Annotated in this window: 11 protein-coding genes and 1 tRNA gene; 10 read left to right on the forward strand and 2 right to left on the reverse strand. The window is 55.9% G+C overall.

What is annotated here, in order from left to right; all coding sequences use genetic code 11:
- Window positions 1-3 precede the first annotated feature (3 nt).
- A tRNA-Asp gene (locus ABD735_RS02385) sits at window positions 4-80 on the forward strand.
- A 146-nt stretch (window positions 81-226) separates the two neighbouring features.
- Here the strand turns inward: ABD735_RS02385 and ABD735_RS02390 are convergent.
- Entirely contained in the window at window positions 227-1,213 is a 987-nt protein-coding gene (locus tag ABD735_RS02390; RefSeq protein WP_344802908.1) for an SGNH/GDSL hydrolase family protein, read from the reverse strand.
- A 299-nt stretch (window positions 1,214-1,512) separates the two neighbouring features.
- Window positions 1,513-2,562, reverse strand: a complete 1,050-nt coding sequence (locus ABD735_RS02395; RefSeq protein ID WP_344802910.1) for an AraC family transcriptional regulator — start codon at window positions 2,560-2,562, stop codon at window positions 1,513-1,515.
- A 132-nt stretch (window positions 2,563-2,694) separates the two neighbouring features.
- Between ABD735_RS02395 and ABD735_RS02400 the strand changes: the two genes are divergently transcribed.
- The 9 genes from ABD735_RS02400 to ABD735_RS02440 all read left to right on the forward strand — a co-directional run bounded on the left by ABD735_RS02400 (window position 2,695) and on the right by ABD735_RS02440 (window position 14,680).
- A complete protein-coding gene (locus tag ABD735_RS02400; protein ID WP_344802912.1) occupies window positions 2,695-4,743 on the forward strand; it encodes an oxidoreductase in 2,049 nt (682 codons plus the stop codon).
- A 155-nt stretch (window positions 4,744-4,898) separates the two neighbouring features.
- Entirely contained in the window at window positions 4,899-6,284 is a 1,386-nt protein-coding gene (locus tag ABD735_RS02405) for a DNA repair ATPase (RefSeq protein ID WP_344802914.1), read from the forward strand.
- Entirely contained in the window at window positions 6,241-7,185 is a 945-nt protein-coding gene (locus tag ABD735_RS02410) for a 1-aminocyclopropane-1-carboxylate deaminase/D-cysteine desulfhydrase (protein ID WP_344802916.1), read from the forward strand. Before ABD735_RS02405 ends, ABD735_RS02410 begins: the two co-directional genes overlap by 44 nt.
- A gap of 8 nt (window positions 7,186-7,193) precedes the next feature.
- Window positions 7,194-8,078, forward strand: a complete 885-nt coding sequence (locus ABD735_RS02415) for an NAD(+) kinase (protein WP_344802918.1) — start codon at window positions 7,194-7,196, stop codon at window positions 8,076-8,078.
- A 26-nt stretch (window positions 8,079-8,104) separates the two neighbouring features.
- Window positions 8,105-9,079 carry a metallophosphoesterase gene (locus ABD735_RS02420; RefSeq protein WP_344802920.1) on the forward strand — a complete coding sequence of 325 codons (975 nt, stop codon included), beginning with the start codon at window positions 8,105-8,107 and terminating at the stop codon, window positions 9,077-9,079.
- Between the two features lie 7 nt (window positions 9,080-9,086).
- Complete coding sequence (locus tag ABD735_RS02425; protein ID WP_344802922.1) at window positions 9,087-10,001, forward strand: rhomboid family intramembrane serine protease; 915 nt, start codon at window positions 9,087-9,089, stop codon at window positions 9,999-10,001.
- Between the two features lie 33 nt (window positions 10,002-10,034).
- Window positions 10,035-10,301: a YeaC family protein gene (locus ABD735_RS02430; RefSeq protein ID WP_344802924.1), complete on the forward strand. Its 267-nt coding sequence runs from the start codon at window positions 10,035-10,037 to the stop codon at window positions 10,299-10,301.
- A complete protein-coding gene (gene pepN, locus ABD735_RS02435; protein WP_344802926.1) occupies window positions 10,298-13,123 on the forward strand; it encodes an aminopeptidase N in 2,826 nt (941 codons plus the stop codon). Before ABD735_RS02430 ends, pepN begins: the two co-directional genes overlap by 4 nt.
- A 150-nt stretch (window positions 13,124-13,273) precedes the next feature.
- On the forward strand, window positions 13,274-14,680 hold the full coding sequence (locus ABD735_RS02440) for a DUF1329 domain-containing protein (RefSeq protein ID WP_344802928.1): 1,407 nt from the start codon (window positions 13,274-13,276) through the stop codon (window positions 14,678-14,680).
- Window positions 14,681-14,692 lie beyond the last annotated feature (12 nt).

The raw sequence follows: 14,692 nt of genomic DNA on the forward strand, positions 1-14,692 counted from the left end.
AATGGAGCGGTAGTTCAGTTGGTTAGAATACCGGCCTGTCACGCCGGGGGTCGCGGGTTCGAGTCCCGTCCGCTCCGCCAACTTTTTTCTGAATTCTCTTGCCGTTTCAGGCACAGAAAATAAACCGACATGCGCAAAGCAGGCCGGTTCTTTCTCGTGTCCGAGATTTATGCGGGTCCGAGAAACCCGGGTGGAATACCGCACACCCAGGCCCTCAGTTCATTGCTTACTGCGCGTTCAGGACGGCCTGAATCTCTGCAGCCACCTCTGTACCGACCAGCTCATGCATCCGACCACTTGGGTGAATCTTGTCGAAAAAGGCGTAGTTCGGTAACAGGCTCTCATTACACGGAGGCTGATAGGTGAAGTCTGCAATGATATAGCAGGCATCCGTAGTATTCGTGAGTCCCAGTTCCCCGGCCCTGGCAATCTTGTCATTGAAGATTGCAAAGGTGTCGATCACGTTGATCCGTACGCCTGGCACTCCGGTCGCATTCAGTCGGTCACTCACGACAACAAGATTGTCTCGCAGCGCCTGGTTGTAATACTGAGTCAGCATTGTGGCATTTGCCGCCCGTCCAGGCGTTTGTGCCTCCGCTGCGAGCACATCAGGCGTCTTGCCGATATCCGGCACAGTCAGCACGAAAAACTCCCTGCCGCCACGCGTCGCAATATCTTCAACGGCAGCGCCGACTTCCTCGACAGCAAGATCGAGCGCGGCCATGGCAGTCGCGCCTTCCTGGCCCACGACACTGTTGATATCGTTGCCACCAATGAAGATGATGAACAGATCCTTGGGATCGACGACATCGTTGTTGTTACCGAGGAAGAAATCGATCTGATTCTTCAGTGTCAGGTTCGGGTCGGGATCATTGGCCTTTGAGCCCGAAACGGCGTAGTTGGTACCATCCTCGCCCGGTTCGACATATTCGGCTGGTTCCACTGGCTCGCCAAGTGCCTGGCCGACGTAATCGACGATAACCGGCCCATTGGAAATACGGTTTTCATAAAATGGATCCGGCAGGTCGTCATTGAGTGTCAGAAACTCACCCAGGTTGCCGGTGTCAGACAGGCTGTCACCAAACACATACAAATCTCTTCCTTCGTCACGTTCTTCCTTGTCGTCATCATCGCTGCAGGCAATGAGCGAGCAACTGATCAAAACGCTGGCAAGCAGCCGCCGCACGGGCACTGCATTCATGGATTCGAGCACGATATAACTCCTTTTCGCTTGTTACGTCCTTCGGACAGACCTGCCGCCAAAATGTGCGGCTCAGCCTGAATACGATCGAACTGCGGGGTCTGGAGCAGAGGCCTTCACAATACTGTCATCTACAGCGGGGATACTTCGCAGAATACGGGCGAAGCGCTCAATAGCTGACGACGCAGGAGAAGGCAACATGCAGGATTACTACGAAGAGCTGATGGAAGTGAGAGTCTCACAAAGCAGCGATATCTTTTTCGAAGACGACGCAGACCACGATGATGGCGAAGAGCTGTAAGGCCAGTTGGTCAGGACTCTGACTGCCATCGCCGCCGCGCGCGGTGGAATGAGGCGGGATTGGCAAAGCCCAGTTCGAAGCTGATCTGTGTCAGTGAGCGATCTGTGGTCTTCAGCAGAAAGTCCGCCCGATTGCGCCGAACCTCATCAAGCAATGCATTGAAGCTGGTCTGTTCCTTGGCAAGCTGCCGACGCAGCGACCAGGGCGTCGTGACCAGTTGATCAGCCGTTTTAGTCAGGCTGATTCCGCCGCTCTCCAGGCGAGAGCGTATGATGTCAGAGACTCGTTCTGCCATCGTCATCTCCACATTGACTCTTGTCAGTGCAGCATCACAGATGCCGAGCATCTGCAAATGCGTTACCGGATGTTTGTACAGTGACGGAAGGTCCAGTGCCGATGCTGAAAATGTCACGGCGTTGCGAGACTGCCCGAAGTGAACCGGACAGCCGAAAAAGGCCCTGTAGGCTTTGGCGTATTCAGGTTGCGGGTATTCCACTTCGATCATATCGACGATATCACTGCGGCCGGTAAGCCAGCGCGCTATTGTGAACCACCCAGCCAGGGTGGAGTCGACGACGAAATGGTTGTACTCGTTATAAGGCTCAAGCGAATACAGTTGGGCGACGCCATGCAAACGCCGGTTCGTGTCCGGGTCGCGCGAACCATTTTTCAGCTGTTCGCGATAATAACGGCTGCTGCCCTGCTGGTTTCTGCTGGCCAGGCGTTCATACATGATGGCGAGTCGGATGGCGTGCTCGAGAGAGTTCGCTGTCATGGCTGCGTAGCCTGGCATCCCGAGGGTGGTCACCTGCATTCTGGCGCCCATCTCGAGCCCCAGGTCCGCTCGGCCACTGAGGTCGATCAATTCCTTGCCGATGCGCATGTAGCGCTGAATGCTCACCCTGGCCTGCGACTGCTGCAAGTCTTCTTCACCGATCTTGTATTTGCGCAGCACGGGGTCTGGTGCGGCACCAAGCGCCTGCGCGGTATCGGCCAGCAGCCGAAGGAAATTGACTGAAATATCTCCCAACGGGCGAGCGCTGCTGGTTCCACGTGGCATTGGCCTGTACTCCAGGGATATGATTCTGTGAGTTTAGGACATTGTTCTGCTGCGATACAGGGTCTACATTAAAGCGCATCAGTACGACCAGTCGCCCGATGTGGGGCGGTCAGATCAATAACGGAGATCAGAATGCACGCGACCCTCGAGTCAGATCAGAAATATCCACACATGCTCAGCCCACTGGACCTCGGTTTCACGACACTGAAAAACCGCATGTTGATGGGCAGCATGCATACTGGCCTCGAAGAGTCGCCGAACGGCTTCAATCGCATGGCGGCCTATTTTGCCGAACGCGCCAAAGGTGGTGTGGGCCTCATCGTGACCGGCGGTATCGGCCCCAACGAAGAAGGCTGTGTCGCGCAGGGTGCCTCCAAGCTGACCACCCAGGAAGAAGTCGCCAAGCATAAGATCGTCACCGATGCTGTGCATGCTCACGACGGCAAGATCTGCATGCAGATCCTCCACGCCGGTCGCTACGCCTATCATCCCAAGCTCGTTGCGCCTTCAGCCATCAAGGCGCCGATCAACATGTTCAACCCGAAGGAACTGTCGACCGAAGAAGTCGATGAGCAGATCGAGGCCTACGCGCGCTGTGCCGCGCTGGCGCAGGATGCCGGCTACGACGGCGTCGAGATCATGGGCTCCGAAGGCTACTTCATCAACCAGTTCATCGTGTCGCATACCAACAAGCGCACCGACAAGTGGGGCGGCTCCTACGAGAACCGCACCCGTTTGCCTATCGAAGTCGTGCGTCGAGTCCGTGAGCGAGTAGGTCCGAACTTTATCATTATCTACCGCCTGTCCATGCTCGATCTTATCGACGACGGCAGCACCTGGGATGAAGTTGTACAGCTTGGTCAGGCCATTGAAAAGGCCGGCGCGACTATTCTGAACACCGGTATCGGCTGGCACGAAGCGCGTGTGCCGACCATCGCGACCATGGTGCCGCGGGCTGCTTTCACCAAGGTGACCGCCAAGCTGAAGCCGCACGTCAATATTCCGGTCATCACCACCAACCGCATCAACATGCCGGCTGTGGCCGAGAAGGTGCTGGCGGACGGTGATGCCGACATGATTTCAATGGCGCGTCCCTTCCTGGCGGATCCTGATTTCGTCAACAAGGCGGCGGCCGGGAAGGCTCACGAAATCAACACCTGTATCGCCTGCAACCAGGCTTGTCTCGATCACACCTTCCAGCTCAAGCTGACCAGCTGTCTGGTCAACCCACGTGCCTGTCATGAAACCGAACTGGTCTACGTCAAAACTGCTCAACCGAAGAAAATTGCTGTTGTCGGTGCTGGTCCGGCTGGTCTTGCGGCATCGACCATCGCTGCAGAGCGGGGTCACGAGGTGACGCTGTTCGACTCTGCTGACAAGATTGGTGGCCAGTTCAATATGGCGAAGCTGATCCCGGGCAAGGAAGAATTTTACGAGACGCTGCGCTATTACGATGTGATGCTGAAGAAGCACAATGTCGATGTACGTCTTGGTGCTCGCGTCACCGCACAGGATCTGATCGATGGTGGCTTTGATGAGGTACTGCTGGCGACGGGCGTCAAGCCACGAACGCCTGAGATCGAAGGTATCGACCATCCAAAGGCAGTCAGCTATATCGATGCACTGTACCAGCGGGTCGACATTGGCCAGAAAGTCGCAGTGGTGGGTGCTGGTGGTATCGGTTTCGATGTGTCGGAATTCCTCACGCATACAGGTGAGTCTCCCGCATTGAACACCGAAAAGTTCATGGAGGAGTGGGGTGTCGATCTGGGCGTCGACCATCGCGGTGGTATCGCTGGCGTTGAGGCGGAGATCGAGAAACCGGCACGTGAGGTCATCCTCATGCAGCGCAAGACCAGCAAGCTTGGCAAGAACCTGGGCAAGACCACCGGATGGATCCATCGTACTTCACTGAAGCATCGTGAAGTGAAGATGCTCTCTGGCTGTGAATATCTGAAAATAGATGACGAAGGTTTTCACATTACGGTGAATGGTCAGCCGCAGGTTCTCGATGTCGATCATGTGATTATCTGTGCCGGTCAGGAGCCTCTGAGGGAGCTCTTTGAACCACTGGAGGCAGCCGGAATTTCGGTGCAACTCATTGGCGGATCAGATGTTGCGGCCGAGCTGGATGCAAAGCGGGCGATTAACCAGGGTTGCCGGGTAGCTGCAGCGCTGTAAGGCTGTATTGGTAAGCCAACCCTGTCACAAGTCAGACCCCTCACAGTGCCGGCTACAAAGCTGGCACTGACACCCCCGGCTTTTAGTGCTATTTTTTTGCTGTTGGACCGGTTCGACTTCTCGTCGTCCGGAGTGCTTTTGAAGTCGGGGATCGAATGCCCAAAGCAGAAATGATAAATGGTTTCGAAGCTGTGCTGTTTCTGGAAGACCAGTATGTGGTTCGGCAGATGCGGTTTGCAGAATTCGAAGCCGTGCTCGATGGCGTCGTACCGATGCCTGATCTTGCGGATGCCGAATCCTTTGCCGTTTATGCCGTCATGGATGAGCAACTCCAGGTTCGCGCCACTGTCTTTTTCAAGATCTATTTTGACGAAGAGGGACGTGCTGATCCCGAATGGAACCTGCCGCTCAGACGGCTCGCACGTATAGCTGGCCCCGGGCCTGACCTCGGAGCCGGCCCTGTTCGCCTCGCCTGCCGCAGTCAATGCCCGATTTCATGGCATCTTGCGGATCTGTGGGATCCGGATATGCGCCCGGGCGGCAATGACTTTCAAGTCATTCGCAAAGCACTCAAGGACAACCGGCTTGGTTTCGAGCGCGTTGCAGAAGGTACTGGCGAAGGTGTTCCAAGCCTGAAGAGCGCCGGCTATCGTGAGCTCCCTGTTCACGATCAATACAGTGATACAGACAGCGAAGAGCTCAGCGATGAGGACGCCCTCAGCTTCAGCGATGAGCTGCAGGCCACGCCGGAGCGTGATGGTACTGGCGTTGATCACCGAACCAGGCTGGCGCGGCTGCTGCGGGATCAACGTCTGCGCATCAAGGCGCTGTCGAGCCAGCACGAAACCGAAATTGGCGATCTCGTGCGGGCACAGCGGCTGGAGCAGCAGGCGCACAAGAATCGTACCCAGGTGCTTGAGCAGAAGCTTCAGCAAGTCAGTGTGCTCAGTGATCAGCTCAAGGCACGCCTGAAAGAGCGTGGTGAACAGGTGCTCAAGCTGCAATCAAGCGTTGACGAGCTGAAGCAGCAGATTCGGCTGCTGCAGAAGCAGGCGGCAGTCAGTGCTGCAAGCGGCAAGGCTGGCAGCACTGATGAAGACCGTAATGCCAGTCGCCTGCGGGCAGAACTCTCCATCGTGAAGGAGCAACTACAGCGCCGCGAGGCTGAACTGCAGATGCGTTCGGAGCGAGAAGAGCAGCTCAGGGCGGAAATCCAGACTGCACAGGCGCAACTTGAAGATCACGACGACATGGAAATTATCACCAGGTTGTCGGAGCTCGACGTCGTGTTCGTGGTCTACCATCCCGGTGCAGGACATCTCACGCTGCCAGCAGCAGATCTGAAAACCTATTCCGAGAAGCCTCTGGCTTACGCCGCAAGCCGCTGTTTCGTGACCGAACAGAATTACAAACACTGGCTGGAGCATTACGAAACGCCGCTCTGCGAAGTCTGTGGAAAAACAGTGGAACGGGTAACCGTGCCCGCTGACTATGAGCATGGAGAAGACAATCGCTGCGCGGCCCATAAGGTCGAACTCTGAACCTCTGATTCAGAATATACCCGCCAGCCCGAGCTTTCCCGAACTCGGGCATGGCCGCCTGCTCATCGTCCGTGGTGATTGCATAGGCGCAGCAGGCGAGGGTAACAAGCACTTCAAGCTTCGCTACAATCTCCCGCAGCAAGGTTCGCCCTGTCCACCTGTGATATCTGTGGGCGGCCCCTGGTCCAATCATCTGCACGCATTGGCGCATGCCTGTTCCAGACGCAACTTGCCGGTCCACGGCTTCATCCGCGGCCTCGATTACTCAAGTACCCCGACCATTGACAGTCTGCACAGTCTTGGCATGAGGCTGCATCATCTCGATCGTGTGGACTTTCGGGCAGAACGCGAACGGCAGTGGCAGGGGCTGCCGCAGCGACTCGGCTTCGAGCCGCATCAGGTCTGGCTTCTGCCGGAGGGTGGCAGCAATGCTGCAGCTGTCAAAGGCGTTCGTGAGTGGGCCCGGAGCATAATCGACGCGCTCCGACCTGACGCAGCTAATCCTGTCACCTTGTATCTTGGCGCAGGCACTGGGGCCACGATGGCGGGCTTTATCTTTGAAGCCAATGAGCACTGCCGAATCGTAGGCGTGCCGGCAGGCCGGTTTGGACTTTGGTTGCAGACAGCAGTGACTAATGTCCTGGCAGAACAGGGTAGTCCGATCGAGTGCGACTGGTGGCTCGATACCACCACCGATACCGGCAACTTTGGCCGCATGACAGATTGGTTAAGAGACTTTATTTCAGACTTCGATAGAGAGTATGGTATCCGGCTCGATCCTGTGTATACCTGCAAGGTTGCACGGGTGGCACTCGAAGGGGTCGCACAAGACCAGCGCCGACACGTCATCATTCATACCGGCGGCCTTCAGACACCAGCCCTTCCCGTCATCCTGGAGTAGACAGACACATGGATCAGTTCAGAAACATCGGCTTGATAGGCAGGCTGGGATCGGTGCAGGTAATCGATACCGTCAGGCGCATCAACAGGTTTCTGAGCCAACAGGGCTATTCTGTGATTCTGGACGATGGTATCGCCAACGTGATGCCCGGCCACTCAGCCCAGGTATCAACGGCGAAAATGATGCGTCAGAGCTGCGACCTGGTCATCGTGGTCGGCGGCGATGGTAGTCTCCTTGGGGCTGCTCGAGCGCTGGCAGGTTCCGATGTGCCGGTACTCGGCGTTAACCGGGGTCGCCTGGGCTTTCTGACGGATATCTCGCCGAATACGGCTGAAGCCGAAATACTTGAAGTGCTCAAGGGTAAATATGTCTCGGAGTATCGCTTCCTGATCGGTGCCTTGGTTCGTCGGAATGGTGAACCGATCGGAACCGGCCTGGCGCTCAACGACATCGTGCTGCATCCGGGCAAGAGTACCCGCATGATCAGTTTCGAGCTGAATATCGAAGGCCAGTTCGTCAACAGCCAGCGCTCGGACGGTCTTATTGTCGCCACGCCGACCGGATCAACGGCTTATGCGCTGTCTGCCGGTGGGCCGATAATGCACCCGAAGCTGGATGCCGTCGTATTGGTTCCCATGTATCCACATACCCTGAGTTCACGACCCATCGTCGTCGACGGCAATAGCGAGATCAAGATCCTGATCGGTGAAGACAACCAGACCTATCCGCATATCAGTTGTGATGGTCAGACCCACATCAATTGTGCCCCAGGCGATACTGTCACTATCAGCAAGAAGCCTCAGAAGCTGCGCCTCATCCATCCTGAGTCGCACGATTTCTATCAGATCTGTCGCGAAAAACTTGGCTGGTCCGGGCATCTGGGAGGTTTCTAGCCTTGGCGGAGCCGTTGGGAGCAGCTGTGGCTGACACCAGTGCCTGCGAAGGCTATGACCTGATTGGCGACATTCATGGCTGCGGGCTCACGCTGCTTCGTCTGCTGGAAAAGCTCGGCTATACCCGCCGGGATGGCTGCTACCGCCATCCATCGAGGAAAGCCATTTTCGTTGGCGATATCATCGACAGAGGGCCTCGTATTCGCGAAGCGCTCAGTACTGTGAAGGCGATGGCGGATGCTGGCGAGGCCCATGTCATCATGGGCAACCATGAATATAATGCACTGAGCTACTGCACGACTGACGGCGTCGGTGCGGAAAAACGCTATCTGCGTAAGCGCACGCCGCGTAACGACAGGCTAATCAAGGAAACACTGGAGCAGTTTGCCTTGCATCCCGACGAGTGGGCCGGTTATCTCGACTGGTTCATGAGCCTGCCGCTGTTGCTGGATTTCGGCCATTTCCGGGTGGTTCATGCGTGCTGGGACAATGAGCTGATCAGCCAGTTCCTCCAGCGCTACCCCAGTGGCTGTATCGATCTGAATTTTCTCAAGGCTTCGGCAGACCCTAGCTCGTATGAACACAAGGTCATGGACCGGCTGACCCGGGGAACCGATCTTCAGCTGCCAGATGGCGTTCGCATTGCTGGTGGCGATGGCTTTGTCCGTGACTTTTTCAGAACGAAATACTGGGCTACAGATCCCCAGACTTATGGCGATGTGGTCTTTCAGCCAGATGCGCTGCCTGAAAGTGTGGAAGACCGGCCGCTGACGATTGCGGAGCAGGACCAGTTGACGTATTACGGACCTGACGAGCCCATGCTCTTTATCGGACATTACTGGCTCACCGGGAAGCCGAGGCGTATTCGTCCGAATATCTGCTGCCTGGATTACAGCGCCGTAAAATACGGCAAGCTGGTCGCCTATCGGCTCGATGACGAAAGTGAAATCAGTGAAGACAAGTTTGTCTGGGTAGACGTCGGCAAGGAATCACAATGGTAGGCGCGCCATGTTCAAGGCACTAGAACTCGACATCGAAACTGATATAAGCGCGTTGTACGAATCGTTGAGACTCAATGGAGTGCCTGTAAGAGTCATTGAGCAGAATGGCCTGCAGAGTATCTGGGTCGAAGACGAAGCCTTGGTGTCCAAAGTCAGGGAGGCCTTCAGCCGCTACAGTAGCAGCGCTGAAATTCGCCAGCAGGTTGATGCCGAAGTCACGCATTTGCGTACGAAGCGCGCGAAAACCCGTTCCGGAGATTCGCTCTCGACCACGATACTGGTCAGCACAGCCCGCTTCCCTCTGGTCTGGCTGACACTGGCGCTGTTGCTGCTCGTGGGCGCCTGGACCGGCTTCGGTCGCTTTCCCTCGCAGGACGACTTCTACATGGTCCCGCCCTCGCTGTATGGGGTCGACGGGCTTGCCCAGCGCTGGGAGGTGCTCTGGCTGGTCCTGATGGACGGGCAGGTGTGGCGTCCTCTGTCACCTGCACTGACGCACCTCGGCGTACTCCATCTCGTAGGGAACGCACTAGGCCTCTTCGTCTTCGGCCGGGCAATCGAGTTGATGCACGGCCGGTTATGGATGCTCTTGCTGATGATTACGTCAGCGCTGGTCAGCAACCTGGCGCAATACTTGTTTCACGGCGCCGCTTTTGCTGGCTTTTCAGGTGTTGTTTACGCCCTGGTGGGCGTGCATGCCGTGGCGCTCGTACTCGATAAAGGCAATCCAGTGTGGGGGCCGTCCGGCTTCGTCATCCTGGCCGTTGTCGGTATGGCTTTTGGCCTTAGTAATCTCAGTGAGCTGTTCGATGTCTATATGGCCGATACAGCCCACTTCGTTGGCTTCCTCAGCGGTGTTCTGTGGCAGGCCTGTTCTTCACTTGTCAGACAGCCGCCCGTCAGGGGTGCTCCGCTTCACTGACCGTTAATTCAAGCGTTAGCCCAGGAAAACAGAATGGATCTGCAGACTCTTCTCAAACAGATAACCCCAGATGTGTATGAGGCACTGAGAAGCTCGCTTCAACTTGGCCGCTGGCCCGATGGCAATCAGCTGACCCAGGAACAGAAGGCGCTATGCATGGAAGCCATCATCCGCTACGAACACATCAATAATTTTCCAGATGAAAGACGTACTGGTTATGTCGGCGGTAAAAAGGAAATGGCGTGCGGGACGCAGGCCGAACAGATCCTCACCATTAAACAGACAGGAGAACGACATTGAGCGTCAGCCCAGAGCCTACTGCGACTGCACCGAAACTGACCCAACCTGAGCTCCCGGACGCAGCGCCCGGGCCAGATGCCGACGCGGCAAAGGCTTCGCAGAATCAGGCGGTCTACCTGCGTGACTATACGCCGCCTGCCTATACCATCGACACCGTCGACCTGTATGTCGACCTGCATGAAGACCATGCGATGGTCACTGGAACACTGAATATTCAGGCTGCCAAGGCGGAAGCGAAGGCTGATCTCTGGCTGCATGGCGAATCACTTGAGCTCGTCAGTGTCACTATCAACGGTACGCGCCTCACCGAGCAGGACTTTCGTATCGATGAAAACGGCATGCTGATCACGCATCGTACCGAGATGGCGCAGCCTTTCGTGCTGGAAACCGTCAGCCGCATCAGGCCACAGGACAATACCCGGCTCGAAGGCCTGTATCGCTCCAAAAATCTGTTCTGTACGCAGTGCGAGGCCGAAGGCTTCAGAAGCATCACCTGGTTCCTCGACCGGCCGGACGTCATGGCGACCTATCGCTGCACCATCGAGGCAGACCGTGAGAAGTATCCGGTTCTGCTCAGCAACGGTAACCTGATCGGGGAAGAGCCTGTCGGGGAGAATCGACATCGTGCCATCTGGGAAGATCCCTTCCGCAAGCCGAGTTATCTGTTCGCACTGGTGGCGGGCACGCTCGACAGGGTAGAGGACAGCTTTACCACGATGTCCGGCCGTAACATTGACCTCCATATCTATGTCGATCCAGGCAATAGCGGAAAGTGCCGTCACGCCCTCGATAGCCTCAAGAAGGCCATGCGCTGGGATGAGGAGCGCTATGGACGTGAATATGATCTCGATCTCTTCAATATCGTGGCGGTTGATGACTTCAACATGGGCGCAATGGAGAACAAGAGCCTCAATATCTTTAACTCAAGTTGCGTATTGGCTGACACAGCCACAGCCAGTGATGCCAGCTTCGATCGCGTCGAGTCGATCGTGGCTCACGAATATTTCCATAACTGGTCGGGCAACCGGGTCACCTGTCGCGACTGGTTCCAGTTGAGTCTGAAAGAAGGTTTCACCGTGTATCGCGATGCCTGCTTCAGCGCAGACATGCATTCGCCGGTCGTCAACCGTATCGAGCATGTGCGCTTTCTACGCACCGCGCAGTTTGCTGAAGACGCAGGTCCCATGGCACACGCTGTGCGTCCTGAGAGCTATATGGAGATCTCCAACTTCTACACCCTGACCATCTATGAAAAGGGTGCCGAAGTCGTCCGCATGATTCACCTGCTGCTCGGGGACGAGCTGTTCAGGCGCGGCAGCGATCTTTATTTTGATCGCTTCGACGGCCAGGCCGTCACTACGGAAGATTTCGTCGCCTGTATGGAAGAGGTGAGCGATCGTGATCTGAGCCAGTTCAAACTCTGGTACAGCCAGGCCGGCACGCCCTGCGTCAAGGTCAAGGATCACTACAATGCGAAGACTGGTGAGTATCGGCTCACGATTCGCCAGCATATTCCGGACACCCCTGGGCAGACCGGGAAGCAGCCTATGCATTTTCCGTTCTGTATTGGTCTTGTTTCGGATGACGGCAAGGATTTTGAAGCCAGGGTGGCCTCGGAGTCGACTGCCACGGCCAGCGTCAGCGATGGCCATGGCCTCATGATCGAACTGCGGGAAACAGAAGAAACCGTGGTCTTCAAGGATATTGCGCATAAGCCGGTCGTTTCACTCAACCGCGGTTTTTCGGCGCCTGTCCGGGTCGAATATGACTACGACACCACCGAGCTGCTCCACCTCATGCAGTATGACAGTGATGGATTCAATCGCTGGAATGCGGGGCAGATCCTTGCACTCAGCCTGTTCGACCGTGTGCTCGGTCGCGCTTCAGCCGGAGAGAATAGCCAGGGTGGGTCCGCTATCGATGAAGCCGATATGGGCTTCCTGCAGGAATATGCAACTGCGCTGAAGCAGTACCTGAAGCCCGGATCAACGAGTCGGCAGGATCCGGCCTTCTGTGCGCTTCTGCTGCAGATGCCTGAGTTTTCCGCCTGGATTGAACGGCTGCCTCAAGTGGACATACAGCTTGCGCTCGGTTGTTATGAGCAGGCAACACTGGAGGTCTGTTCCCAACTGGAGCAGTCTGCCAGGCAATGCTACGACGAACTGGGTGCTCATGCGGATATAGGCCAAAGAGAAAAGGGGGCTGCCTTGCGAGCCCTGCGCAATACCTGTCTTGGCGTGCTCTCGAGACTGCCGGGTCATGACGAGCTGGCCTGGCAGCACTTCGACGCCGCAAAGCTGATGACCGATCAACTGGCAGGGTTCCGTGCGCTGCTAAGGTATCCACGGTCGCAATCGAGTCGCCCTGCGCAGGCCATTGAAGCTTTCGAACATCAATGGCAGCAGGATAGTCTCGTCATGGATAACTGGTTTGGCCTTCAGGCCGCATCCAGGGACTACGGCACTCTAGAGGATATCGAGCGACTGTCGGAACACCGTCTGTTCAGCCGCTTCAATCCGAACAAGCTGCGTTCACTCTTCAGCACCTTTGCCGGACAGAACTGGGCCTGTTTTCACGCAACCGACGGTGCCGGTTATCGCTTCATCCGCAAGACTATAGCTGAACTGGATCAGAACAATCCGCAGATCGCTTCGCGTATGGCTACACCGCTGACCAGATGGCGTAAATATGCCGAGCCCTATAGCAGTTTGCTCAAAGCCGAGCTATCGGCTCTGGCTAAACCGGTTGAAGGTACGGAAATATCGAAAGATCTTTACGAGATCGTATATAAATCACTTCAGGAAACGTCAAAAGGTAGCTGATTTGTCTGTTTGCCACGGCTGGGGTCGACGCCTCCGCCGTGGACAAACTACGGTGCTGGTCTAAGCTATGGAAGTTGGGTACCGTCTGGACTTCGTGAATCGTCTCCTCCGGTGCCAGGTCCCTCACAATTGTCAGGAATACATAGCAGCATGACTTTTATGAACCGGTCGCTACCCTCTCGAACACTGTTAAAGCTTTCATGTGCAGCCCTCGTTGTCCTAACGGCTCAAATGCCGGCGCAGGCGAAGGTATCTGATGCAGAAGCTGCGAAGCTAAAGGACGAACTCACTCCGTACGGCGCACCTCGAAAGGGAAATGGCAAAGATATTCCAGCCTGGACGGGCGGCATTACGGAAGCTCCCAAAGATTATGAGCGACCGGGGCAGCATCATCCGAACCCCTTCGCCGATGAGAAGCCTCTCTTTACCATAGACTCGACCAACCTTGCCAAATATGCGCCTGCCATGTCGGATGGTCTCCAGGCTATGGTGAAGACCTACGCCAGCTCCTTCAAGGTGCCGGTGTATACCAGTCACCGCACGCATGCTGCGCCAAAGTGGGTCTATGAAAATACTTTTGAGAATGCGAAGTCAGCGCAGCTCGTCGATGGGGGTAATGGTATCAAGGGCGCTTACGGTGGCGTGCCATTTCCGATACTTGACGGCACTGATGAACAAAAAGGCTTGCAAGCGATCTGGAATCATATCACCCGCTATCGCGGTATTTTTGTGACCAGAAAGGCCAGTGATGTTGCTGTACAACGGAATGGCGAATACACCCTCGTTACCTCACAGCAGGAAGTCTATTTCAACTATTACAATCCGGAAGGCTCTGCAAAGACACTGGACAACATCCTGTTTTATTATCTGTCGTTCAACATTGCCCCGGCACGTAAGGCTGGAGGCGCCGTCCTGATTCACGAAACAGTCGATCAGGTCAAGGAGCCGCGACAGGCCTGGGGCTACGATTCCGGTCAGCGCAGGGTCCGCAAGGCACCCAATCTTGCGTACGATTCACCTATCGCAGATGCCGAAGGCCTTCGTACAGCAGATGACACGGACATGTACAACGGCAGCCCGGATCGCTATGACTGGAAATACATGGGCATACGCGAAATGTATATTCCCTACAACAGCTATAAGCTGTCGCAAGGTGATGTCACCTATGATCAGCTGCTGGATAACAGCCATCTGAACCCGGATTTGCTGCGCTTCGAGAAACAACGTGTTCACGTGGTAGAAGCCAAGCTGAAGAAAGGGGAGCGCCATATCTACGGCAAGCGTGTATTCTACATTGATGCCGATAGCTGGAACGTGGCCATGGTCGATCAATATGACACGCGGGATGAACTCTGGCGTGTCAGCATGGCGCATCTCAAGAATTTTTATGAGCTGCCGACTACGTGGACCACTGTAGACGCATTTTATGATTTGCGGTCCATGCGCTATCACGTGCAAGGTATGGACTCTGAAGAAAAAACAGCAAAGATGTTCACTGGAGAGGCTCCATCAAGACGTTACTTCAGTCCGCAGGCACTGCGCCGCCGCGGCAGATAGTACTGTGTTAAC

It is taken from the genome of Allohahella marinimesophila, from assembly GCF_039538005.1.
Classification (GTDB): domain Bacteria; phylum Pseudomonadota; class Gammaproteobacteria; order Pseudomonadales; family Oleiphilaceae; genus Allohahella; species Allohahella marinimesophila.

Excerpts from the sequence above, each read along its gene's own strand:
- ABD735_RS02395 (WP_344802910.1), bottom strand. The coding sequence starts at position 2,562 with ATGCCACGTGGAACCAGCAGCGCTCGCCCGTTGGGAGATATTTCAGTC.
- ABD735_RS02415 (WP_344802918.1), top strand. The coding sequence starts at position 7,194 with ATGGATCAGTTCAGAAACATCGGCTTGATAGGCAGGCTGGGATCGGTG.
- ABD735_RS02430 (WP_344802924.1), top strand. The coding sequence starts at position 10,035 with ATGGATCTGCAGACTCTTCTCAAACAGATAACCCCAGATGTGTATGAG.
- ABD735_RS02425 (WP_344802922.1), top strand. The coding sequence starts at position 9,087 with ATGTTCAAGGCACTAGAACTCGACATCGAAACTGATATAAGCGCGTTG.
- ABD735_RS02400 (WP_344802912.1), top strand. The coding sequence starts at position 2,695 with ATGCACGCGACCCTCGAGTCAGATCAGAAATATCCACACATGCTCAGC.
- ABD735_RS02405 (WP_344802914.1), top strand. The coding sequence starts at position 4,899 with ATGCCCAAAGCAGAAATGATAAATGGTTTCGAAGCTGTGCTGTTTCTG.
- ABD735_RS02440 (WP_344802928.1), top strand. The coding sequence starts at position 13,274 with ATGACTTTTATGAACCGGTCGCTACCCTCTCGAACACTGTTAAAGCTT.
- ABD735_RS02410 (WP_344802916.1), top strand. The coding sequence starts at position 6,241 with ATGGAGAAGACAATCGCTGCGCGGCCCATAAGGTCGAACTCTGAACCT.